This window comes from Fervidobacterium gondwanense DSM 13020, from assembly GCF_900143265.1.
GTDB lineage: Bacteria > Thermotogota > Thermotogae > Thermotogales > Fervidobacteriaceae > Fervidobacterium > Fervidobacterium gondwanense.
Window position 1 is genome coordinate 20,548 of the sequence record NZ_FRDJ01000003.1, and the last position, 22,880, is coordinate 43,427.

The 22,880-nt window shown below is 38.1% G+C and carries 19 protein-coding genes; all 19 read left to right on the forward strand.

The features are described 5' to 3' along the window. Window positions 1-18 precede the first annotated feature (18 nt). The 19 genes from BUA11_RS03385 to BUA11_RS03475 all read left to right on the forward strand — a co-directional run bounded on the left by BUA11_RS03385 (window position 19) and on the right by BUA11_RS03475 (window position 22,768). The gene (locus BUA11_RS03385; protein WP_072758386.1) at window positions 19-3,969 is read left to right on the forward strand and encodes a GGDEF domain-containing protein; all 3,951 of its coding nucleotides are present in this window, start codon (window positions 19-21) and stop codon (window positions 3,967-3,969) included. Beyond that, the gene (gene murB, locus BUA11_RS03390; protein WP_084634336.1) at window positions 3,953-4,888 is read left to right on the forward strand and encodes a UDP-N-acetylmuramate dehydrogenase; all 936 of its coding nucleotides are present in this window, start codon (window positions 3,953-3,955) and stop codon (window positions 4,886-4,888) included. The genes BUA11_RS03385 and murB overlap by 17 nt, the downstream gene beginning before the upstream one ends. A gap of 32 nt (window positions 4,889-4,920) precedes the next feature. Beyond that, on the forward strand, window positions 4,921-6,264 hold the full coding sequence (locus BUA11_RS03395) for an aminopeptidase (RefSeq protein ID WP_072758387.1): 1,344 nt from the start codon (window positions 4,921-4,923) through the stop codon (window positions 6,262-6,264). A gap of 21 nt (window positions 6,265-6,285) precedes the next feature. Then, window positions 6,286-6,729, forward strand: a complete 444-nt coding sequence (locus tag BUA11_RS03400) for a MarR family winged helix-turn-helix transcriptional regulator (protein ID WP_072758389.1) — start codon at window positions 6,286-6,288, stop codon at window positions 6,727-6,729. A gap of 45 nt (window positions 6,730-6,774) precedes the next feature. After that, on the forward strand, window positions 6,775-8,202 hold the full coding sequence (locus BUA11_RS03405) for a peptidase associated/transthyretin-like domain-containing protein (protein WP_072758391.1): 1,428 nt from the start codon (window positions 6,775-6,777) through the stop codon (window positions 8,200-8,202). Window positions 8,203-8,231: 29 nt separating this feature from the next. After that, window positions 8,232-9,458, forward strand: coding sequence for an S-layer homology domain-containing protein (locus BUA11_RS03410; RefSeq protein WP_072758393.1), 1,227 nt, complete (start codon window positions 8,232-8,234; stop codon window positions 9,456-9,458). Window positions 9,459-9,479: 21 nt separating this feature from the next. After that, window positions 9,480-10,262 carry a patatin-like phospholipase family protein gene (locus tag BUA11_RS03415; protein ID WP_072758395.1) on the forward strand — a complete coding sequence of 261 codons (783 nt, stop codon included), beginning with the start codon at window positions 9,480-9,482 and terminating at the stop codon, window positions 10,260-10,262. Next, window positions 10,234-10,986: a hypothetical protein gene (locus BUA11_RS03420; protein ID WP_072758397.1), complete on the forward strand. Its 753-nt coding sequence runs from the start codon at window positions 10,234-10,236 to the stop codon at window positions 10,984-10,986. The genes BUA11_RS03415 and BUA11_RS03420 overlap by 29 nt, the downstream gene beginning before the upstream one ends. A 15-nt stretch (window positions 10,987-11,001) precedes the next feature. Next, window positions 11,002-11,679, forward strand: a complete 678-nt coding sequence (locus tag BUA11_RS03425) for an organic solvent tolerance protein OstA (protein WP_072758399.1) — start codon at window positions 11,002-11,004, stop codon at window positions 11,677-11,679. 43 nt (window positions 11,680-11,722) lie between these two features. Beyond that, window positions 11,723-12,622, forward strand: coding sequence for a tRNA (adenosine(37)-N6)-dimethylallyltransferase MiaA (miaA, locus tag BUA11_RS03430; protein WP_072758401.1), 900 nt, complete (start codon window positions 11,723-11,725; stop codon window positions 12,620-12,622). Between the two features lie 74 nt (window positions 12,623-12,696). Further along, on the forward strand, window positions 12,697-14,238 hold the full coding sequence (gene dnaX / locus BUA11_RS03435) for a DNA polymerase III subunit gamma/tau (RefSeq protein WP_072758403.1): 1,542 nt from the start codon (window positions 12,697-12,699) through the stop codon (window positions 14,236-14,238). Between the two features lie 25 nt (window positions 14,239-14,263). Further along, on the forward strand, window positions 14,264-15,322 hold the full coding sequence (locus BUA11_RS03440) for a type IV pilus twitching motility protein PilT (RefSeq protein ID WP_072758405.1): 1,059 nt from the start codon (window positions 14,264-14,266) through the stop codon (window positions 15,320-15,322). Beyond that, complete coding sequence (gene prfA, locus BUA11_RS03445; protein WP_178137743.1) at window positions 15,322-16,374, forward strand: peptide chain release factor 1; 1,053 nt, start codon at window positions 15,322-15,324, stop codon at window positions 16,372-16,374. The genes BUA11_RS03440 and prfA overlap by 1 nt, the downstream gene beginning before the upstream one ends. Next, window positions 16,374-16,997 (forward strand): uracil phosphoribosyltransferase, encoded by a 624-nt coding sequence (gene upp, locus BUA11_RS03450; protein ID WP_084634337.1) that lies wholly within the window; start codon window positions 16,374-16,376, stop codon window positions 16,995-16,997. Before prfA ends, upp begins: the two co-directional genes overlap by 1 nt. A 51-nt stretch (window positions 16,998-17,048) precedes the next feature. Further along, window positions 17,049-18,299, forward strand: a complete 1,251-nt coding sequence (gene rho / locus BUA11_RS03455; protein WP_178137741.1) for a transcription termination factor Rho — start codon at window positions 17,049-17,051, stop codon at window positions 18,297-18,299. Window positions 18,300-18,377: 78 nt separating this feature from the next. After that, window positions 18,378-19,511, forward strand: a complete 1,134-nt coding sequence (locus tag BUA11_RS03460) for a tetratricopeptide repeat protein (RefSeq protein ID WP_072758413.1) — start codon at window positions 18,378-18,380, stop codon at window positions 19,509-19,511. Next, the gene (locus BUA11_RS03465; RefSeq protein ID WP_072758426.1) at window positions 19,508-20,752 is read left to right on the forward strand and encodes an ArsB/NhaD family transporter; all 1,245 of its coding nucleotides are present in this window, start codon (window positions 19,508-19,510) and stop codon (window positions 20,750-20,752) included. Before BUA11_RS03460 ends, BUA11_RS03465 begins: the two co-directional genes overlap by 4 nt. Window positions 20,753-20,778: 26 nt before the next feature. Next, complete coding sequence (locus tag BUA11_RS03470; RefSeq protein WP_084634338.1) at window positions 20,779-22,062, forward strand: ArsB/NhaD family transporter; 1,284 nt, start codon at window positions 20,779-20,781, stop codon at window positions 22,060-22,062. Window positions 22,063-22,075: 13 nt separating this feature from the next. Then, window positions 22,076-22,768, forward strand: coding sequence for an endonuclease V (locus BUA11_RS03475; RefSeq protein ID WP_245789496.1), 693 nt, complete (start codon window positions 22,076-22,078; stop codon window positions 22,766-22,768). Window positions 22,769-22,880: the final 112 nt, after the last annotated feature.

A 22,880-nucleotide genomic window follows, 5' to 3' on the forward strand; every position in this document is an offset into this window, starting at 1 on the left:
TCATTCGAGGTGGGAAGTGTGGATATCATTGAGTTTTTGCATGAAGGTTATTGGAGCAAGGACTACATTGTGGAAATCGATGGATTCAAGAAAATAGCTAAGTTCGTTGATAAAAAGTTAATACCGAGAACTTCAGAAGTTATCTTGAAATCAGAGCTTGGAAGGAATGTAAGAGGACTACTTGTGCCTGATATGTTTGACTTTGAACAAGAGTCGGAGTACATATTTGTGTATTCTATACCTTATTATACTCGTTATGCGGAATATCAAGAAGATGAGAGGCTGGTCTTTTCGTCCATTATTTCAACCCTGAGAAGTCTGCTCCACATTCCTGGTTTGTACATCCCGTTCCTTGGAACTGACGACTTAGTAGTTGTTGACGGTGAAATAAAGGTTTTTCTGCCTTTAGCTCAAAACTTGCAATCTCTATTTAATGAAAAAAGCAAGTACAAATTCTTTGAAGCACCGGAAGTTTCGAAGGGAGAAGTATCTGATAAATCTACTATCTATGTTTTTGGTAGATTGCTCTCTGAGTTTGTTAAAAGTGAAGAGATTAGAGAAATGATAAAACCAATGTTAGGGGACGAGCCGGCTGAAAGGGTTTTCAGTGAAGATGTTCCATTTCAGTATATACCAGAGTCAAAGAAAACATTATCAGTTAGAAGAATTAGGAGAGATGAAGAATACGAAGTGATAAATTTAGTCTTGCAAAACGATCCAGAAACGAAATTTATTGGCTTTATAGGTCCACAACGCGTAGGTAAAACAACTATGATTGAAAATATTCAAAATCAATTTAGGCAACTGAACATACCATTTATGCATGTAGCATCTGGTTCAGACATTGTCGTACAGACTTTGCAATTGGTTTCAGAAAAGATTCCGGAAAAATTATTGGAGAGAATTTCATACTGCCTGGAAAATATCTGTACTATTGATACGATAAGCTTGGATATTGTTGAGGCGCTCCAATATCTCGAAAGAGTAGCTATATTTGTCGATGATTATCAGGAAGCTCCTGAACGTTTGAAAGCATTCTTGAGAAAGATAGCTCAGATAAACAAAACCGGAAATATAAAGATATTGGCATTTTCTGTTGAAGACTCAGAAGATTTTAATACAAGAGTGTTTTTGAATCCGTTCACCAAGGAGTTAATTTCGAAATTGTTAGAAAATTCCTTGGGTGAGATTGAAAAAGAAGACGTATTTGCAGAGTGGCTATATCACTCAACCAAAGGGTTACCTGGAGTTATAGTTGAATACCTCAGATACTTATATGAAATCGATATTTTGAAAAGAGAGCAAGGAAAATATGTTGTCGATATTGACAGGTTATCAGAAGTGAACCTTGGTACTTTTGTTTCTGATCGAGCCGAAAGTTTCAAGAACACAAAAGAAAGATATGTTGCTATACTGGGGCAGAAGTTTGTTGAAGAAGAGGTAAGGAAACTTGAGAGCTTAATTGGTTCGGAAATAGATTTAAGTGTTCTCTACAAAAGCGGTATCCTGTATAGAGAATACGATAAAATTCGCTTTACATTGAAGCAATATTGGGAGGTCTTGTACGAAAGCATTCCTGATGCTGAAAAGAAGCAACTGCACGAAAAACTTTCAAGTATTCTCAACGATTATGAGAAAAGAGCGATGCATTTGGAAGCTGTTGGTAGAAAAATTAGTGCAGCGAGAATGTACTTGGAATACATAAGAGAAATGATGATGTACTACGCATCACCATCTGTAATTTACAGCATCTTGAAAAAGGTTAAAAAGCTTATTGGAAATAAGAATTCTTATGCTCTAATAAAATACGCAGTTGAATTGAGTGAAAGAGTAGAAGACACCTCTTATTGCGCAGATTTGGAGATTCCTAATACAAAGTTGTATGCATATTACTTAGCTTTGAGATATTACAGCGACTATGAATACGATAGAGCTATTGATGTTCTTAATACAGGTACCAATTCAAATGGTTATGGAAAGATAGGTTACATAAAGAGAAACATGCTGAAGCTCAAATCAGAGTTTGAAAAAGACCATAGGCGAAGAGATTTTTATGAAAAGCTGAAGGAATTGGTCAATGGTTTAGAGCCAAAGAATTCAGAATATGCCAAAATTCTTGTCGACTACCACATTTTTTTGGGATTACTCTTCGTTGGTAATTCTCCAAAAGCTATAGAAAACCTCAGAAAGGCTGAAAGAATTGCGCTTGATTTTAATATTGCTCACCGACTGCCCACTATATACAATAATCTTGCTGTTCAGATGTCAAACACCTCTATAACGATGGAATACTTGGAACGTGCAGTCAAAGCAGCGGAAAATATAGGATTACCTGCAAGAAGTTATATGGCACGACTTAATATGTTATACAGCGCGCTTTATGCTGGAAGAATAAGAGAATTTGTTGAAGGCATAATCGAAATTAGAAAGAAAATTGAAATGTTGAATTTACGAAACGAATTCATATACGCGAATTCCTTAGAAGCTTATTATCACGCTTACAATTTTGAATTAGAAGAGGCTCTCGAACATCTCAAAGTATGCCGAGAGAAGTATAAATTGGAAATGAAGGCAGATGAATGTTCAATATATATGATTACCAGACAATTTGACAAACTTAAAGACACGATACTCGATGTTATCAACAGCGATGAGACAGAGGAAGAAGTGCGTAAAGCTATGGAAGTGATATTTTCACTTGAAACTCAAGATTTCACTGCTAACTGGGAGAAGTATGTGAACGCAGGTGGAAAGGTCTTCAGAGAAGAAATCGTCGCAATTTTCGGTAGAAAACTCGCCCAGGAAGTACCGGAAGCTTTTAAAAGGGAACTTGAGTATTTGGAAAGTACTTTCACGCTTGATGGATCACTTTTGTCGTTAGCAATGACTTACGAAGGGTATGGACATTACTACTTTGTCAGAGGTAGTGAGTACAAGGCGAGAGCATATTATTCAAAAGCAGTTACTATTTATAAAGACATAGGTCTGCTGAACGCTTCAAAAAAACTCAGAGAGATGTACCAAGTAAGGTATGATATAGGTGAAGGCTATTTCGAAAATAAAGATTTTCAAAAATTCGCTTACGAGCTGCTCTCAAGCTTAAAAGCGGTTGATCCAAAGACTGATCCCGAAAAGCTTCTTGGCTACTTTGCGTCGAAAATTATTAACGTGTTGCCTGTGAAAGATTTAAGAGTCACTCTTTCCGACAACGTCTTGGATAAGACGTATGAGGTTAGTATAGGTGAGGTTGATGAAAGTCAAAACGGAGAATATATACAAACGGCACCTTTGAAAGTTCAGATTGAAGATTATATCGATAAGAACGCTCGATACACATTCATTATTCAGAATAAGAATGTTAAACTGCCAGATGATTATAGATTGCAGATTCTTCCAATCTTAGAGCTTATAGAGTATGCTATGACAGCCGTGCTCAAGGGTACTCTATCTCGTTTGAGAAGTTTGATAGATCCACTTACAAAGCTTTACACAAGGTACTATTTTTCAGATGTATTGCTTTATTACTTTGAAAAAGCATTTAACGAAAAGGGTGAACTTACCGTTGTAATGTGCGATATAGATAATTTTAAGAAAATAAACGATACTTACGGACATTTGACGGGTGATGAAGTACTAAAAGAGATTGCAAAAGTGCTGAGAGAGCACGTAAGAACCACAGATGTGGTTGGAAGATTCGGCGGTGAAGAGTTTATAATCTTGTTCCCCTCAACAGGATTAGAAGATGCTATAAACATTGTTGAAAGATTGAGACGTCATATTAGAGAAATTGCGGGATTCCCATTTAATATATCGCTTAGTTTTGGTGTTGCGAATTATCCAAAATGTCAAGTCTTTAAATCTGAAGAGTTAATACAAAAGGCTGACATCGCGCTGTACAACGCAAAGAATACTGGAAAGAATAAAATAGTTGTTTATACGGAGGGAATGACAGGTGGATTACACGCATGATTTTGAGAAAGTTAGAAGAATAGATAAAAAGATAGTCTATAAGCTTTGGGACTTAGGATGTGATCTGTATTTTGAGGAAAGCTTAGCGCACCATGTCAATTTCAGATTAGGGGGCAATGTTCCTCTTTTAATCGTTCCGAACAATAAGATTGGACTCATCGAAACGTTAAAGCTATTGAAGTGCGAAGAATTTGATTATAGAATACTTGGCAATGGTACAAATATCATCCCAACGGACAAGAGCAAAGATTTTGCCGTAATTTCAACTGAAAGGATTAATGAAGTTAGAATAAAAGAAGGAATTGTATACGCCTCAGCTGGCGTATCTTTTAAATCACTATGTTTGGCTGCATCGGAGAATTCATTATCTGGGTTAGAAAAAGCTTACGGTTTACCTGGAAGCGTCGGCGGTGCTATTTATATGAACGCAGGATGCTATGGTTGGGAAACCGCAGAAAATGTTGTCAGCATAGAAGTCTTTGATGGAAATGAGATATTTGAAATGAAACCCGACGAGGCGAAATTTGGGTACAGAAATAGTGTATTTAAGAATGAGAGATCACTGATAATTCTTGGGGCTAAATTCAGACTCGCTCACGGTAAGAAAGATGAGATTTTGGAATTGATGACTGAAACGATGAGGAAACGATATGAGAAGCAACCGTTAGAATATCCGAGTGCAGGCAGTGTATTCAAGAGACCGAGACCAGATTTTTACGTCGGCACTGCGATAGAGTCTTTGGGGTTGAAAGGCTATCAAATCGGTGGAGCTCAAGTTTCTGAAAAGCATGCGGGATTTATAATAAACAAGAACAATGCAACCGCTTCGGATGTTTTGAAACTCATAGATTTCATAAAAACAAAAGTAAAAGAACACTACAACGTAGAGCTTGAAACAGAAGTGGAAATATGGGATTAATATGTGATTTTAATAATCTTGGAGGTGTTGATATGGGAATGAACGAACTTGTTTGGAAAAAGAGAACCCGAGAAGAGATTGAGCATTTTTCTGATGACTACAAAAGATTTATCGAATTTGCGAAGACAGAGCGTCTTGCAATTGAGTATTTTGAGAAACTCTTGCAGCAGAACGGTTTTGTATCGATGGAAGAAACGGCAAGCAATTTTGATAAGGTTTTTTATATCAACCGTGGCAAGTCACTTGTCGCAATAAAAGGAGACATTTCAAAAGGTGTCAACTTTATCGCAGCTCATGTCGATGCTCCTCGCATCGATTTGAGGACATATCCTCTGTATGAAGATAGTTCGATCGCTTTAGCAAAAACACATTACTATGGTGGCGTAAAGAAGTACCAATGGTTCAGTTTACCACTGGCATTGGTTGGAGTTGTTGTCAAGGAAAGTGGAGAAAAAATAGATGTATGTATAGGTTGCGACGAGAAAGATCCTGTCTTGGTTATCCCCGACCTTCTCCCGCACCTTGACAAGGAAGATAAAAAAGTCAGTGAACAGTTTAGAGCCGATAAGATGAACGTAATTCTCGGCTCGATACCACTTGATGGTGAAGAAAAGGAGCCTGTAAAGAAATACGTGCTTAAACTCTTGAAAGAGAAATACAACATAGATGATGAGGACTTTGTCAGTGCGGATCTTGAATTGGTTCCAGCTTTAAAGCCAAGAGATGTCGGTATAGATGCAAGCTTTGTTGGGGCATATGGACATGATGATAGGATATGTGCTTATCAAGCTGTAATGGCACTTTTGGCTGCTGAACCAAAAGAGAAGGCATTGGGGGTAATTCTGTTTGATAGGGAGGAAATCGGCAGCGAAGGTGATTCTGGAGCTCAGGCACGTTTTTATAAGGCTTTTTTGAGAAAGTTGTTGGTGTTGAAAGGTGTCAGAGACACTGAAAGCGCACTCGATGACGTGATAAAGAATTCGACAGTTTTGTCAGCAGATGTAACAACACTCTTTGATCCTTCTTTCCCAGACGTACATGATAAACTTAACGTTGCAAAAGCAGGCTATGGTGTTGCATTGGTGAAATATACGGGCAGAGGTGGAAAAGGTGGAGCAAGTGAAGCTCACGCTGAATTAGTAGCAAGGGTCAGGGGTATTCTTAACAAGAATGGTATTTCGTGGCAAGTAAGTTTGCTCGGAAAAGTAGATGTTGGCGGTGGTGGTACAGTTGCGAAATTCTTAGCGCAAGAAGGATTTAATACAATCGATATAGGTCCTGGACTGATGAGCATGCACGCACCATTCGAGCTTGTATCAAAAGCTGATTTGTATGAAACGTACTTAGCATTCAAAGTACTTATAGAAGAGTTATAACAGGCACGCAGGGGTGAAAGCATGGAAGGAAAGGCGTTCACAGAAGAAAAAAATTTAGAGGAGTTGCTGAGAGCAATTTGCTTTAGAATCCGTGTCCACGGCCGAGAAGCTTTGAAGAATTATAGCATAACCTCTGCACAATTTGATCTACTTCAGAGAGTGTATTTCAACGGTCCGCAGACTATGACTAAGCTGAGCCAAATGCTTGGAATAGCTAAGAGTACTACAAGTGGTTTGGTCATGAGGTTGGTGAGAGATGGATTTTTGAACAGAACAAGAGACCAAAAGGACAAGAGAATTTTCAAAGTTGAGATAACTGTTCTTGGTGAAGAAGTGATTAAGGCTGTCATTAAGAAGAGGGAAGAATATATTGGGACGATAATACGCAAACTTCCAGAAAAGAAGAGAGAAGAAATAAGAGAATCTCTGGAGATTTTATACAAACTTATGCAAGAGGAGGAATAATTGTTGATTTTTAATTTTTAATGTGCGTTAAGGAGGTTAGAATCTTTGAGGATTCTCAGGATCATTTTACTACTTATTTTGACATTTCAATTCAGTGCTTTTTCTTTAACGATTGAAGCTCCGAGTGGTAGTATGGTCTACTACAATGGAAAGTTGATAGGTACAATAAAAGAAAAAAGTATATCCTTTCAAGCAACATTTCCGGGAGAGCTGAAAGTAGTAAAGCCTGGATACGTTACCTTTGAAAAGATAATAACGGAAGACGGTACAATAACTGTGAATTTACAACTGCCAGCATTTCTGAACATTACGTTAAGCCCACAGAATTCTTTAGTTTTCATCGACAACGAAATGCTGAAAACTGAAAGCGATTCAACAAGCTTGCGCCTTCAAATAACGCCCGGGGTACATGAAATAAAGGTCATTGCCCCGGATTTTATGCAAAAATCTCTTAAAGTGGAACTTTCGCCGTATGAGGAGAAGTATCTTGATATATCTTTAAAAAGGACTGTAACTTTAAAACTCACTTCGGATAAACCAGTTAAAGGTGCAATCATAAACAACATGATTTTAGACTTGCCGGCTCAGATTGAGGTACTGCCAGGTAAGTACAAGCTCTACTTACCACAGAATTTCGTAAAAAGTATACAAGAGATAGAAGTTCCAGCTTATGATGAATACTCAGTGAATATAGACACTTCTGAATTTCGAAAACTTTCTTTGAGTGGAAAGCCAGAGAAAGCTTACGTAAAGATTGGAAATGATATATTTAAGCTACCACTGGAGAAGTTATTACCAGAAGGTGTTTATGCTTTAGAGATATTTGCAGAAGGCTTCTTTCCGTATAAGACCGTTGTTAATTTAAAAAACGACTACACCCTCTTTTACAGTCTCCAACCAGTACAAGAGATCGCGATGAGTGAAATTGCGAGCGACGCTCTTTTTTACGATTTATATGAGGTTCTATTTGACGGATATGAGCGGAAGTTATTACAGAAAAGGTCTTGGTTAACATCAATTAGAGAAAGAAGAACCGATAAAAGGGAACTTATCTGGGTTGGATTCAGTGATGGTTCCTTAAAGAGGTTACCAAATACTGTCCCAATAGTCATAACTTCGAAGATAAATCTCTATTACGATAGCATCGTCTTCCAAGGACCTGGAATTATACAGGTTGAAAAGGGTAGCGTTGTACGTTTTAGTGACGCAAAGGGTGTTTTGGAAGGCAGACAATTTAAAGCTGAAAAACTGACAGTTATAGATGATGGTACGAGATGTTTGGTTAATATTTATTCTGAACAAACGTGCGATGTTTACTGGGATAATGTATTCATTGGAAAAACACCGATATACTTATTCGTGACAACAGCGGGCGAACACAAGATTTCTTTTGTAAAGAATGGGATAACGATTGAGAATAAAGTAATAAACATTGACTCTGGTGTCCTGAATGAAATTGTCTTGCAAAAATAGAGAAAAACAAAAAGCCGAGGTGAGTCTCTATGATACTAAGAAAGTTTTTGATTATAACAGCTGTTCTCATTTTTCTAAATTCGGTCTTTCCCGCGACGATTAAAGATCTATCGCCTTCCGCTGCTGATTATAAGGCTGTAAATTTTCTTGTCGATGAGAAGATTATGGACGTTGACGCAAACAGTAATTTCAAACCATCTCTGCTAGTTACCAAACTTGATTTGGCAAGATATCTTTATGCACTCGTGAATAGGTATAATCTAATTGGACGCACAGAAGACTACAGTGATTCTATTAAGAGACTTGAGGCAAGAATCTCAGCTCTTGAGAAGCAAATGGAAAACATACCTAAAACGAGTTCAGCTGGTGTGAGTATCCCCCAGATTACAGCTTTACAAAATGAAATAAGTGACTTAAAGAAAAAGATTGCAAATTTAGAGAACACTTCGGTAAGTTCTACAAACGTTTCAAAAAGCATTGAACAGTCACTGACCCCTGTTCAAAATGATTTATCCAACCTTACTAAGAGGTTGACGAGTCTCGAAAATAAAGTCAATACACTTCCTCAACCGAAAGATTATTCTAAGGATATAGAGTCTATAAATTCAAGAATTACAAATCTTGAGAAAATAACCAGCAGTCTACCTCAACCGAAAGATATTCAGCAGCTAAATGAAAGAATAAATAACCTGAACAATTTAATTAACCGGGCTAACGATGAAATAGCTGGACTCAAAACTGAAATCAGAAGCGAAATCAAGACTGAGATAGAAAATGTTTCGACGAAAATTGACAGTAATTATCAACAGCAACTTGCCGAGATGGAAAAACTGAGACTCAGGGTTCAAAAACTGGAAGAAGTGATAAATAAAGGTGACGATTTTTTAAGAAGACTTGATGCGATAGATGCATTAACTCTTGTTAATATGTTTTCAACGGTTCAAGTGCTTTACAACAGGTTTGACCAAATCGAAGATAGGTATACGAAACTGGAAAATAAGATATCTGAGATTTCTGTCGAACAGCAGTACGTAATGAGTGAAATAGCAAAGGTATCTTCAAGTACTGACAAATTGCAAAATATGGATAATAGGGTGCAAAATGCCGAAAAGATAGCCATCGAATCAACACAAAGAGTTGATTCAATGAGTTTGGAATTGTCAAAAATTAAGAGCGAACTTGAAACTACAAGAATAATAGCGATAAGTGCTGTTGTACTTGCTGCAGTCCTCGGTATAGTTATTTTATTGAAATAGCAAACGTAAAGGTGATAACGAGTGCTGGGACTTGCACTTCAAGCGGGTGGAGTTAAAGGCTTTTCTCATATAGCCACCTTAAAGATTTTTGAAGAATGTCGAGCACGGCCAGATGTTATATCTGGTTCATCAGCCGGTTCAATAGTTGGTGGTCTGTACGCAATTTACACGAATGCTGATGCAGTATACGATATATTTGCAAAGACAGTGAAGAAATTTCTGAGAAGGCAGAAGACTAAGCCTGAACCGATTATGAACTTGGAAATGACAATTAAAGAATCTCTCTATTCATTGGATGAATATTATGAATTCTTTAAAGAACTCTTTGGAAAGACTAAGTTTTCGGAGCTAAAGATTAAATTGTTAGTAATTGCTTTCGATTTATCAGAAATGAAGAGTATGATAATTGACGAAGGTTTTCTTGTTGACGCTGTTCTTGCAAGCTGCACAGTTCCTGGAGTTTTCGAGCCAACTTATGTTGCAGGTAACAAAATGCTTGATGGCGGTGTGCTATCACCTGTTCCTGCTAAGGAGTTGAAGTACTACGGTGCTGATAAAATAGTTGCGAGCGTTTTTGAAGAGAACGTTCCTAATTATACGACATATGCCGATTTGATGCTTGTTGTTGACTGGTTAAAAGAAAGACAAATTATAAACAATGCAGTGAACTACGTGGACTTCTGTTTCAAATATCCAATTTCAGTTGGTTGGAGGGATTTTGACAAATGTGATAAGGTTTACTATGATGCTCTTAATGTTGCAAGGAGTGTGAAAGATGAGTTTCAGAGTTTCCTTGGGCGGTGATGTGATACATTACCTCGGAGCTGTGGGGTTCTTTAGAGCTCTCGACGAATCAAATATCTTAAACAACGTAGAGATCCATTGTAGTGGTTTCTCCTGTATTCCTGCCATTGTCTACCTCACCAAACCACAATCATCATACAACATTCTTTCAAATGCTTGGGCAGAAGCGCAAAAGGTTTTCAAAAATGCAGCTTTAACTTCTTTAGATGAGCTTTCTAAGAATATCCTATTGCTTTATAAGATGAGTACAGTTATCAATAAAGAGTCATCAAAGAAGAGAATTCAAGAATTTGTCGAAAAGTTTGTCCCATCCTGTGAGATAGCAGAAAGTGACAATGTTAAGGTTCACGCATTCGATGTTTCAACAAATAAGGACGTGATTCTTTATGGAAATTCAAAAGACCTCTTGCTGAAAGCCTTACCATACCCTTTAGATTTTGCTCCTGTGGAAAATTTCATTTCTTCAAGTTGGGTATTTGGTATTTCGGAAGGTGATGGTATAATATATCTCGATTGGATTGAAAGAAATACGCCTAAGCGAGCCACTGATTATCTCCTTCTCGCAACATTCGCAAGAACATCAGCCCTTGTAAATGAGAAGTTACAGAGGGCAAGATTTCCCTACAGAATTCGCTTATCAAATTCGAAGGACGATTTCAGAATAATCAGCCTAAAGTTTTATCAGATAGGACAGGAATTGGCAGGAGCTATCAAAAACGTTTAATTGGGAGGTGGACATATGAAAAGGCTTTTTAGAATTGTTTCCTTAATTGTTGTAAGCATTGTTATAGTAGCAGTCCTTACAGCTCAAACAACGACGACAATCACCACAACGACACAGAAAAAATCAAAAACCGTTAGGGTATCCGCGGATTACGTTGAACCAAAAAGCGATGTAATCTACTACAAGGGAAGAGTCTTTGTCAATATCGATGAAGACAAAGTGAGCGTAAAAACGACAGAGATGTATGTAAAGAAGGTAGGAGACAAGTGGAAGACCGTCGAGATACCTGTAAAAGCGGAATTTTCCTTCGATGGCGGAAGTGCTACCACAGAAAAAATGACTTACGATTTGGATAATCGCACTGGAACTTTGACAAATTCGACAGTTACAATAGTGGATTCGAAAAGCAACGAAAAGATAATAATAATTACCGATACGCTTAACTATGATTTGGAAAACGATCGGTACAACGGAACTAAAAAAGGGGGCGTAAGCATAACAAAGGGTGATATAACCGCTGTTGCCGATAGATTTGAGTACGATAAAAAGAAAGGCGAACTTTCTCTGTTCGGAGCAGTTGTCATAAACGATCCTAAGAAAGGCGTAAAGATGACAGCTTCAGATGCGGTCATCTACACAGAGAAAAACGATATGAAGGCTAACAACGCAAACATCGAACTTAAAGTCGATTAGGTTGATTGAATTGTTTCCACAAACTCAAAGATGAGGGATGAGCGTGAAGAGAATTATAATATCTGGCCCAACGGCATCTGGAAAGACAGATATAGTTGTTGAACTGTCTAAAAGGATTCCAATCGAAGTTATTTCTATGGATTCGAGGCAAATTTACAAATATATGGACATTGGGACGGCAAAGCCTGATCCTTATCAATTAACCCTTGTTAAACATCACATGATAGATATAATAGAGCCAAATGAGTATTTTAATGCATTTTTGTATCAAAAGGAAGCTAAAGAGATAGAAAAGGAGATTTTGGAGCGAGGAAAAATTCCAATTTATGTTGGTGGTACTGGACTTTATATTGATGCATTAGTAAAAGGCTTTTTTGAGGGTGTATCACGCGATGAGAACATACGTAAAGAGTTGAGCAAACTAAATGAACAAGAACCCGGTATATTAAGAAAAATGCTCGAAGAATTTGACCCTCAAGCTGCATCACACATACATCCTCAAGATATAAAAAGGACTATACGAGCACTCGAGGTTTACTTGAAGACTGGTAAGAGAATTTCCGAACTCCAGAAACAGCAACCAACAGAGGATTTTATTTTATTAGTGCTAAATCCAAAAAGGGAGGAGCTCTACGAGAGAATTAATCACCGTGCTGAGAAAATGATAGAGCATGGTCTTATCGATGAGGTTAAGAACTTGGTGGAAAAGTACGGTGATAACCTCGAATCTTTCAAAACAATCGGATATCGAGAAATTATCGATTACCTCAACGGTGTTTACAGTCTTGAAACAGCTATTCATTTAATAAAACGCAACACAAGACATTATGCGAGGCGCCAAATAATATATTTGAGAAGGTTCAACAATGCTATTTGGATTGAGCCAGACAAAGACACTGTGGAAAATATCGAGAACATAATCAGGAAAGAATACACTCTTTAAGGCTTTTCTTCAATCAATCCTCGACATTGGAGCGATCCTCAAGTAGGACTGAAAAAACGACAGAGGTGAAAGACATGGAATCGCTTTACAGGAAGTACAGACCTTCAACCTTCCGGGAAATTGTTGGCCAAGGACATATAAAAAAGCTGTTGAAAAATGCGTTGGAAAAGAGGACTCTTAGCCACGCTTACATCTTCGCAGGACCGCGAGGTACTGGAAAGACAACAACAGCGAGGATTCTCGCAAAGTCACTGAACTGTGAGAAGAACCAATTTGGTGAACCGTGTAACGAGTGCGCATCGTGTAAATCAATAGACAACGGTTCTCATCTTGATGTCGTTGAACTTGACGCAGCTTCAAACAGAGGCATTGATGAGATTAGAAAGATTAGAGACGGGGTCAACTTTACTCCAGTAATGGGAAAGTATAAAGTTTATATAATCGATGAAGTCCACATGCTGACACGTGAAGCTTTCAATGCGCTATTAAAGACTTTGGAAGAACCACCTGAGCACATCCTCTTTGTACTTGCAACGACAAATCCTGAGAAGATCCCGCCAACGATTATCTCCAGATGCCACGTTTTGGAATTTAGAAATATTTCAAAAGAAGACATTGTGCAAAGGTTAAAGGAAGTGTGTGAAAGCGAAGGATTTGACGTTACCGAAGAAGCTTTGGAAAAGATTAGTAAAAAGGCAGCTGGCGGTTTGCGTGATGCTCTGTCTATCTTAGAACAGGTAGTACGCTATGCAGGTGGCGAAGTAACTTCAGAAGTAGTAGAAGAAGCTTTGGGTTACGTTAGCGAAGATGTTTTGATGAGGTTTTTGGATGCTTTGTTTAGCGGGGATGGTCATACTGTAGAAAATGTGCTCGATGAAGTATATATAGAACGCGGTGATTTTGATACATTTTTAACGCAGCTTGTTGAATATGCTGTCGAAAAGAAGGATTACGAACATATAAAAATAGCAACCAAGATTTACGACATTCAAAAAGAGCTTAAGAACGCTGAAGAAAAGTTGATAGTCGCAAAGTTGCTATTTTTAAATCTCGTCGCTGAAACAAGAAATATCGAAAAGCCCAAAGAATCAAGAGTCCCAACCTTGGAGACTTCAAAGAGTAAAGAAAACTTAATTAAAAGTGCTAAGCCTGAAACGAAAGAGATTAAACCAAGCATTGATAAGCTCATAAATGTGAATGAAGTTGCTGAAAATATCGTTGATGGCGATGTTGCCCATGGGAATAAGGAAGAGATCAAACGCTCTGAAACGGGACAAGAACAGGAAAGTGTAAGTTTCATACCTGCTGCTACGAACGAAATTTCCAGCTCAAAAATGAAGTTAGTTACTAAAGAAATTTTAGATGACTTAAAGCTTAACGGAGATCTTTCGATTTATGTTGGTTTATCTCTTGCAACTGTTTATGAACTCGATGATGTTGTCAGAATTGTATTTGATAAATCCAAGCAGTTCAGTTATGAAATATTGAAGGAAAAGAAAGAACAGATAGAAATTTTGTATTATCAAAAATCTGGCAAGAAAAGAGAAGTGAAAATTGAGCTCTCAGACGATGATCATGATCCTGTCTTGGAAAAATTGAAAATGTTACTTAGCTGATTTACAAAAAGAGGGGGGAATGGGTATGCTCGATATATATGATGTTATTAATAAGGCAAAGTCAGCAAGAGCTACGGACATACATATATCAGCTGGTAATCCACCTATCATACGCGTAGACGGTTTTTTGTCGAGAATGCAAGGATATCAACCATTGAGTGCCGAGGATGTTTCTTATGCGGTTAAATCTCTCTTAGAGTCTGAAGACGTTATAGCTGATTCCAAAGAGACTGATTTCTCTTTCGGCTTCCAAGATGTTAGAATAAGGGCCAACCTTTATTACGAGCGCGGGAATCCTGCACTTGCACTGAGAATTATCACAAAGCGAATTCGAACATTCGAAGAACTGGGATTACCGAGCATTTTAAGGGACTTTTGCGATAGAGATACTGGATTAGTTATCGTAACAGGTCCAACTGGTAGTGGTAAATCGACAACATTAGCAGCTATGATAGACTACATAAATTCAAAGTACGCATATCATATAATAACAATTGAAGACCCGATAGAATACGTCTTCGAAAATAAGAATTCCTTGATTCACCAAAGAGAAATTGGTAGAGATACGGAATCTTTTGCTGACGGCTTGAAGTACGCACTCAGGCAAGACCCAGATATCATACTCGTTGGAGAAATGAGAGATTTGGAGACGATTTCTTTGGCATTGACAGCTGCCGAAACAGGGCATCTCGTTTTCGCAACTTTGCATACAAACTCAGCAGCAACAGCTCCAGAAAGAATAGTTGATGTATTTCCTGCTCATCAACAAAAGCAGGTATCATTACAGCTAGCAAATACATTGGTAGGCGTTGTATATCAAAGGTTAGTACCTAAAAAGACATCAGGTATGATGCCTATCGTCGAGGTCTTAGTCGCGAACAGTGCTGTGAAGAATCTAATAAGAGAAGGAAAAATACACCAGATAGAGAGCATAATGCAGACAGCTCAAAAATTAGGAAACATACTTTTCGATGATGCGCTTCTCAAAGCATATTTCTCAGGCGAGATAAGCAAAGAAGTAGTTGTGGGATTTGCAAGGAATCCAGAGGAGGTGGCTAAAAAAGTAGGATGGACAGGAGTTTGATGGAGAGCATAAGGAATTGGGTAAACGAGACTCTAAGTGAATTAGAGAAGAAGCTCATGGAAAACCTCGAGCTGAAGGATATGATTAAGGTTTCATCGGATTTTACTAAGTATAAAGAGCTCGGTGAACTCATAAACGAGTATTTTAATCTCTTGGATGAAATAGAATTGTGGAGAGAAGAGCCTGGTAGTGAAGATGAGATATCAAAACTTGAGAGAAAAATCGAGGGACTTTCAAATGAAATTCTTGCTCTCTTGCTTCCAGATGATGAATTTAGAGACAGAAATGTCTTCTTAGAAATCAGAGCGGGAACGGGAGGCGAAGAGGCTGCGCTTTTTGCTGGTGACCTGCTAAGGATGTACCTTAGGTATGCAGAATCAAAAGGCTGGGATACCGAGATACTTGATGAAAGCAAATCCGACCTTGGTGGATACAAGGAAGTGGTGATTAGAATAAAAGGAAAAAATAGTGGGACGTATATGAAATATGAACGAGGTGTTCACAGAGTTCAAAGAGTACCGGTTACAGAATCTGGTGGGAGGATTCACACATCAACTGCCACCGTCGCAGTTTTACCAGAAATTAAAGATGTAGATGTGTATATAGACCCAAAGGATTTGAGAATAGATACCTATAGAGCAAGTGGTGCGGGAGGACAGTATGTTAATAAAACCGAGTCTGCAATTAGAATTACTCATATCCCAACGGGTATTGTTGTTACATGTCAATCTGAAAGGTCCCAGCTGCAGAATAAAGAAAGAGCGATGATGGTTTTAAGGGCAAAACTTTACGAATTAGCAAGAAGAGAGCAAGAGGAGAAGATGTCTTCTGAAAGGAAGAACCAGATTGGAAGCGGAGAGAGAAGCGAAAAGATACGTACGTACAACTTCCCGCAAAACAGGGTTACTGATCATAGAATTAACCTTACAATCTATAACCTTCAGGCTGTGCTTGACGGCAACCTTGATTTGATTATTCCAAAACTAATGCAGTATGACATAGAAGAACAGTTGAAAGGTCTTGGCATAATTCAAGAAGTGGAGGGAGAATGATGCTATACGTTGTTGACCATCCTTTGGTAAAACATAAACTTACCATAATGCGAAAAAGGGACACAGGACCAAAGGAATTCAGAGAATTGCTCAGAGAGATAACTTTACTCATCGCTTACGAAGCGACAAGGCACATTGAAGTGTTCGAAATGGATGTTGAAACACCTTTAGAAAAGACGAAGGGTTACTACATAAACGATAAAGATATAGTCATAATACCTATATTAAGAGCTGGGCTTGGAATGGTTGATGGGATACTTCAACTACTTCCGAACGCATCGGTTGGCCACATCGGTATTTACAGAGACCCGCAGACGTTGAAAGCTGTTGATTATTATTTTAAGACACCTAAGCTCAACGATAAGAGTGAGATATTTATCTTGGATCCGATGCTTGCGACAGGTGTATCTGCAATCGATGCGATAACGAAAGTTAAAGAATTGGGAGGTAAGCAAATCACTTTCATTTCTTTAATCTCATCCCCTGAAGGTGTGAAAGCACTCGAGGATGCTCATCCAGATGTTGATATCTACACTGCTTCACTTGACAGAGAATTGAACAACCACGGATATATATTGCCAGGACTTGGCGACGCTGGGGACAGATTGTTTAGAACGAAATGATTTTTTTGACTCGAAAACGGAGGTGTTTACCGCTTGAGTGAAGGTATAAGCATGAGGCAATTGGAAGAAATGAACATGAAAGAATTGTACGAACTGGCCCGAAAGTACGACATACCGCGATACACAAGCATGAGAAAGCAGGATCTGATATTTGAAATCTTAGAGGCAAAAGCAAAAGCGGAGGGCTATTTCTTTGGAGAAGGCGTCTTGGAAATAGCCCCGGATGGTTATGGCTTTTTGCGTAGTCTTGAGACTATGCTGACGGGTCCCAAGGACATATACTTATCACAATCACAGATAAGAAAATTCAATCTTAATACAGGGGACATTGTTTCCGGTGTTATACGCCCGCCGAAGGAAGGCGAACGTTTTAATGCAATGATAAAGATCGAAGCGATAAATTATAAACCACCTGAATTTGCGAATGAAAGGGTTAATTTTGAAAATCTCACGCCTGATTATCCAAAAGAAAAATACATTCTTGAAACAAAGAGCGATGTTTTCTCTACAAGAATCATAGACTTGTTTGCACCAGTGGGCAAAGGGCAGAGAGGAATGATTGTTGCTCCTCCAAAAGCGGGAAAGACCACCATACTTAAGGAAATAGCCAATGGAATTGCGGAAAACCATCCTGATACTGTGCGAATTGTCCTCCTAATAGATGAAAGACCTGAAGAAGTAACTGATATAAAAGAGTCCGTAGATGCAAAAGTTATAGCTGCTCCATTCGATATGCCGTCCGAAAAACAGATAAAAATAGCCGAGCTTACACTGGAAATGTGCAAAAGACTTGTAGAGTACGGAAACCACGTTGTCGTTCTTTTGGATAGTTTAACAAGACTTGCAAGGGTGTATAATGTTACTGTACCACCGAGTGGCAAATTACTAACTGGAGGAGTTGACCCTGCAGCATTGCACAAGCCGAAACAATTTTTCGGCGCGGCTCGGAATACGCGAGAAGGTGGTAGTCTGACGATAATAGCTACCGCACTTGTAGAAACCGGTTCGAAGATGGATGAAGTTATTTTTGAGGAGTTCAAAGGAACTGGTAATATGGAGTTAGTTCTTTCACGGCAGCTTGCGAATAAAAGGATATTCCCAGCTATAAATATAACGCTCTCTGGAACAAGGAAAGAAGAACTACTATTAGACCAAAATAGTTTAAAGAAAATTTGGCTCTTGAGACGTATGCTTGATTCAATGTCAGAAGAAGATGGTTTAAAACTCTTACTCAGCAAGATGAAAACAACGAAATCTAACGAAGAATTCTTGGCCCTGATCGATGCACAGAAGAATGCCTAAGAATCTAATTTCTGAGTCTCACCGATGTATCTTGGAATGCTTCCGAGATTCTAAGCATTAATCTACTGAGGTGAACGAATGAAAATTCTAAGATGTACTTCGGTTTTCGTTGTTCTTTTTGTTCTTCTGTCAGCTGTTTTTGGTATTTCAAATCAAGCCATTGAGTATTATTCAGCTGCTGAATTGTCGTATAAAGCAGGAGATTACGCTACGGCGCTCCGAAATTATGAACTTGCATTGTCTGTCGATTCAACAATAGAAGGATATGACTCTCAACTCAAATTTAAGATGGGCATATCCGCATACATGATAGGCGACTATGACAAAGCCAAAAGTTACTTGTCTGGGTATCATAACGATTTTGTTAACGCGCTCCTCGAATCTATTGCTCAAAGAAAGGCTCAAGATGAATGGAAAAAATGGATTGTTAAAAATAGACCGGTAACTTCTGAAATGCCGGAAGTTTCTTCACAGGTTCCTGAAACGCAAACAAAAGGGAAGAACAATTACTTTTTGCTTACGGTGTTAATATTCGCAATTACTTTTTCCGTTCTCATATTTGCAGAGTTCAGGATTTATCGGCTGAGAAAAGTTGTTGAGCTGCCGGTGAGACCTGAAGCACAGCCAGTAGAACAGCCAATAGTTGTCGAAGCTGAAAAGATGGAAGAAGCAATTATATCTGAAGAATTACAATTGCTTCCGAAAGATGCCAAAGTAATAGATTTCGAATCTCTTATGAACAGCGAAATAGACGTCTTTAAGGACATTCTCGAACAAATTCAATCTCAAAATATCCCATCAACAGGTACAGAAGAGAGCAAAGAGCCGATGATTTACGGTGAGCAGGCAGAACTGGACAAAGATGTTGAAACTACGGATGAACGTGAAAAACTAATACACGAAATATTGGACGAATCGAGAGAGCTTGTTGAGAGTATCGAGGAAGAAAAGCTTAATGTAGAAAATATTTTGAGCGAAGAGAAAGGAATATCAGAAGAGCATATTGACCTAGAAGACCAGGAAATGTTTCTACTTGAGCGACTGAGAGAGATTTCAGACAAATTAGAAGAACAAAAGAACATTACCGTTGAAGAGTTTGAAAGTATTCAAAAAGATTTCGAAGAATTTGATGAAATAGAGAAAATAACGGAAGATGAAACAAAGATTCTTGTCAGAAAGCTTATTGAATTACACAGGGGTGGAAATAATTGATCTTCTTTATATTAGCTGTGTATGTGGTTGCATATTTGTACATAATTTTTAAAAGCGAGACCGCTTCTATAACTACCTTTATATTTGGTTTGCTATCCGTACTCTTGTTGGGAGCTTTTGATTTTGAAAGCGTCTCAAAAATAGTTGATTTTAATACTCTCTTCATACTTATCGGTATGATGATAATGGTTTCTGTATTGAAAAGAAGGGGTGTTTTTAGCGAAATTTCACGTATTCTTATCAAGATGAGTAAAGGAAATTTTCTGGTGCTTACAATGTTAATCTATATTGGTATATTCTTTTTATCCGCTTTCTTAGATAACGTGACAACAATTATCATCTTTGTACCTATATTGTTTTATACTGCTGAATCATTGGAATTGGACCCAAAACCACTTTTAACAAACGCAATCCTTTTTTCAAACTTAGGCGGTATGACAACAGCGATAGGTGACCCACCGAATATAGTAATATACAGCGTTTCTAAGTTAAGTTTTATTTCTTTCATAACTCACCTCATGCCCCCTGGGATACTTATCATGCTTTTTCAGTTATATTTTCTCGGCAAAAATGTCAGGTACCCAAGAACCGGTATTGGTATAAATATCGAAGCATCCAAGCGTTCTGAAAATCAGAAATGGCTTTACTATTTTATTGCCTTCACAGGTGTCGTTTTATTCATGGCATTTCACGAAGCGCTTGGATTGGAACTTGGAGTTATTTCTATAATTTATGCTTTCACAATCTTGTTTGTTGAAGACATGAATATCCACTCTATAGGTGATGATATCGAGTGGGATTCTATATTTCTCATATCAGGGTTGTATCTTCTCAACTATTCAATCGAGCAAATTAACATAACAAAACCTTTATTAGCTGTGCTTTCTCCTCTTGCTAATTCAGTATTTCTTCCTTTGTTTATTCTCTGGTCTTCCATGTTTGTGAGCGGATTCCTCAGCGCACTTCCTGTTACACTTCTTTACCTCTCGTTGATAAAAACTTTAATAAGGTTAGGAGCTGGTAATGAACTCTACTGGGCTCTTGCACTCGGGATTGGTGTCGGTGGAAACCTCACCCCAATTTCATCTATGTGTAATATAGTAGGCAATAATCTTTTTAGAAATATGAAAAACGAAACATTGTCATTCAAAGAGTTCACCAAAAGAATGTTGAAGCCAGTTTTATCTGGTGGTATAATCTCAAGTGTCTTTTTGATCGTATTCTGGTGGTTTGGTATTTGATTTGCTTTTGCTTGGAGGTGGCTGTTGTGAAAATTGTCGTTGCCGCTGTATTTGCAATCGTTTTGTATTTTGTCATAACCAATAAAATAAACAAGACAATAGCAGCAATGGCCGGTGGATTAGTTTTGCTGTTTATTCGAGTTTTTCCGGATCCGTTCGAAGGATTAGAGAAATCTTTAGATATTAATACTATATTCTTCCTTGTTGGAATGATGATCTTTGTAAGAGTAATGGAAACCTCGGGCATATTTGAATACATAGGTATAAAAACTGTGAAGCTGGCTGGCAAGAATGTTCGCTCTCTCTTTTTAGCTCTCACGTTTGTCGTTGCGGCTGTTTCGGCCTTTATAGATAACGTGACAACCATCTTGATATTTGTTCCTATTACATTTGCGATTACTGATATTTTGGAAATAGATCCTGTACCATTCATAGTGGGAGAGATATTTGCATCGAACATCGGTGGTACTATGACGCCTATTGGAGATCCACCGAATATCCTTATCACTTCCGCAGCAAGAATACCGTTCACAGAGTTTGCAAAATACATGGTTCCTATAAATTTATTGATCTTAGCTTTAGCTGACTTGGTTTTGATAGTAGTTGGTGGGGAGAATTTCAAGAAGAAATTTCCAGCTGAATTCATAAAAGGGCTTGACGAAAAAAGGGTTGTAACAAGTAAAAAGAAATTTTTTAACTCTGCCGTCTTTATGATTCTTATAATAACATTATTCTTACTGCAGAAGCAACTTAAGTTGGAAAGTTCAATAATAGGTTTGACGGCTGGTTTTTTTGGATTATTGTTGTTCGAACGCCAGGAGATCACGCCATTTTTAGAAAAGGTTGAATGGGAAGTAATATTCTTTTTCTTCGGACTTTTCATTATAACTGGAGCAATGGAACATGTTGGCATTATGAAAGATATAGCTACATTACTTGTGAAACTTTCAAGTGGTTCGATGACAATTCTTTCATCCGTTATAGTTTGGGCATCTGGAATAGTTTCTGGATTTGTTGACAACATCCCATTTGCAGCAACTATGATACCGGTTATTAAAGGACTTCCGAACATTAATCCTAATTTTTCAAATATAACACCTTTGTGGTATGCTTTGGCACTTGGTGCATGTCTTGGTGGTAATTTGACACCGGTTGGTGCTTCTGCAAACGTTGTAGGCTTGACACTTTTAAAGAAATACAAAGATACTGAAATTACGTTTGGGAAATTCTTAAGATATGCAATACCTGTTGTATTCATAAGTTTGGTCATCTCAAACATTTACTCGATAATCTTGCTAAGGATTATTTAACTTAGTGCAGGTTATGAAAAGGAAAGTAGCTGATATCGACAGAATCACGAACGGGTGCAGTGAAGCTTTTGAATTTTCGGATTTAATGGACGTACAAAACAAGCTCCGCGAAAAAGTGGAGCTTAACTTTTTGGATTTCGATGAACTTGAGACTATTGCCGGTATCGATGTTAGCTACATCGATGAAGAGGCCTTAGGTATAGTTGTTCTGCTTGATAGAGAACTTAACCTCATCCAAGTTCTTTCCCACCGAGAAAGGGTTAACTTTCCATACATACCGGGATTCTTGGCATTCAGAGAAGCACCGGTTATTTTGAAATGTTTCGAGCAACTTGAAAAACTGCCTGACTTAGCTGTCTTCGACGGACAAGGTATAGCACACCCGCGCGGTCTTGGAATAGCGAGTCATGTCGGGGTTTTGCTCGGTATTCCAACGATTGGGGTCGCAAAAAGTAGACTACATGGTTATTGTGAACAGCCAAAGCAAGTTGGCGAAGCGACAGTATTAAGAAATGAGAGAGGAGAAAAAATAGGCTATTGCTACATGTCGAAACCTAAAACAAAGCCAATCATTATTTCTCCAGGGCATAAGTGTGATGCTGATTCTGCACTGAGTATAGTCAAGCGCTTGATTAAGGGATACAAATTACCTGAACCGGTGCGATTAGCTCATTATTACTCACAAAAGTTGAAGTCAGGAATATAATTATTACCCCTCACCATCCTATCATCTATAAATTATTCCAATCTGGATTGTAACTCTCCTTTCATGATGACTGCTTTCTTCAACCGTACAATATTACAAAATTCTAAGGATT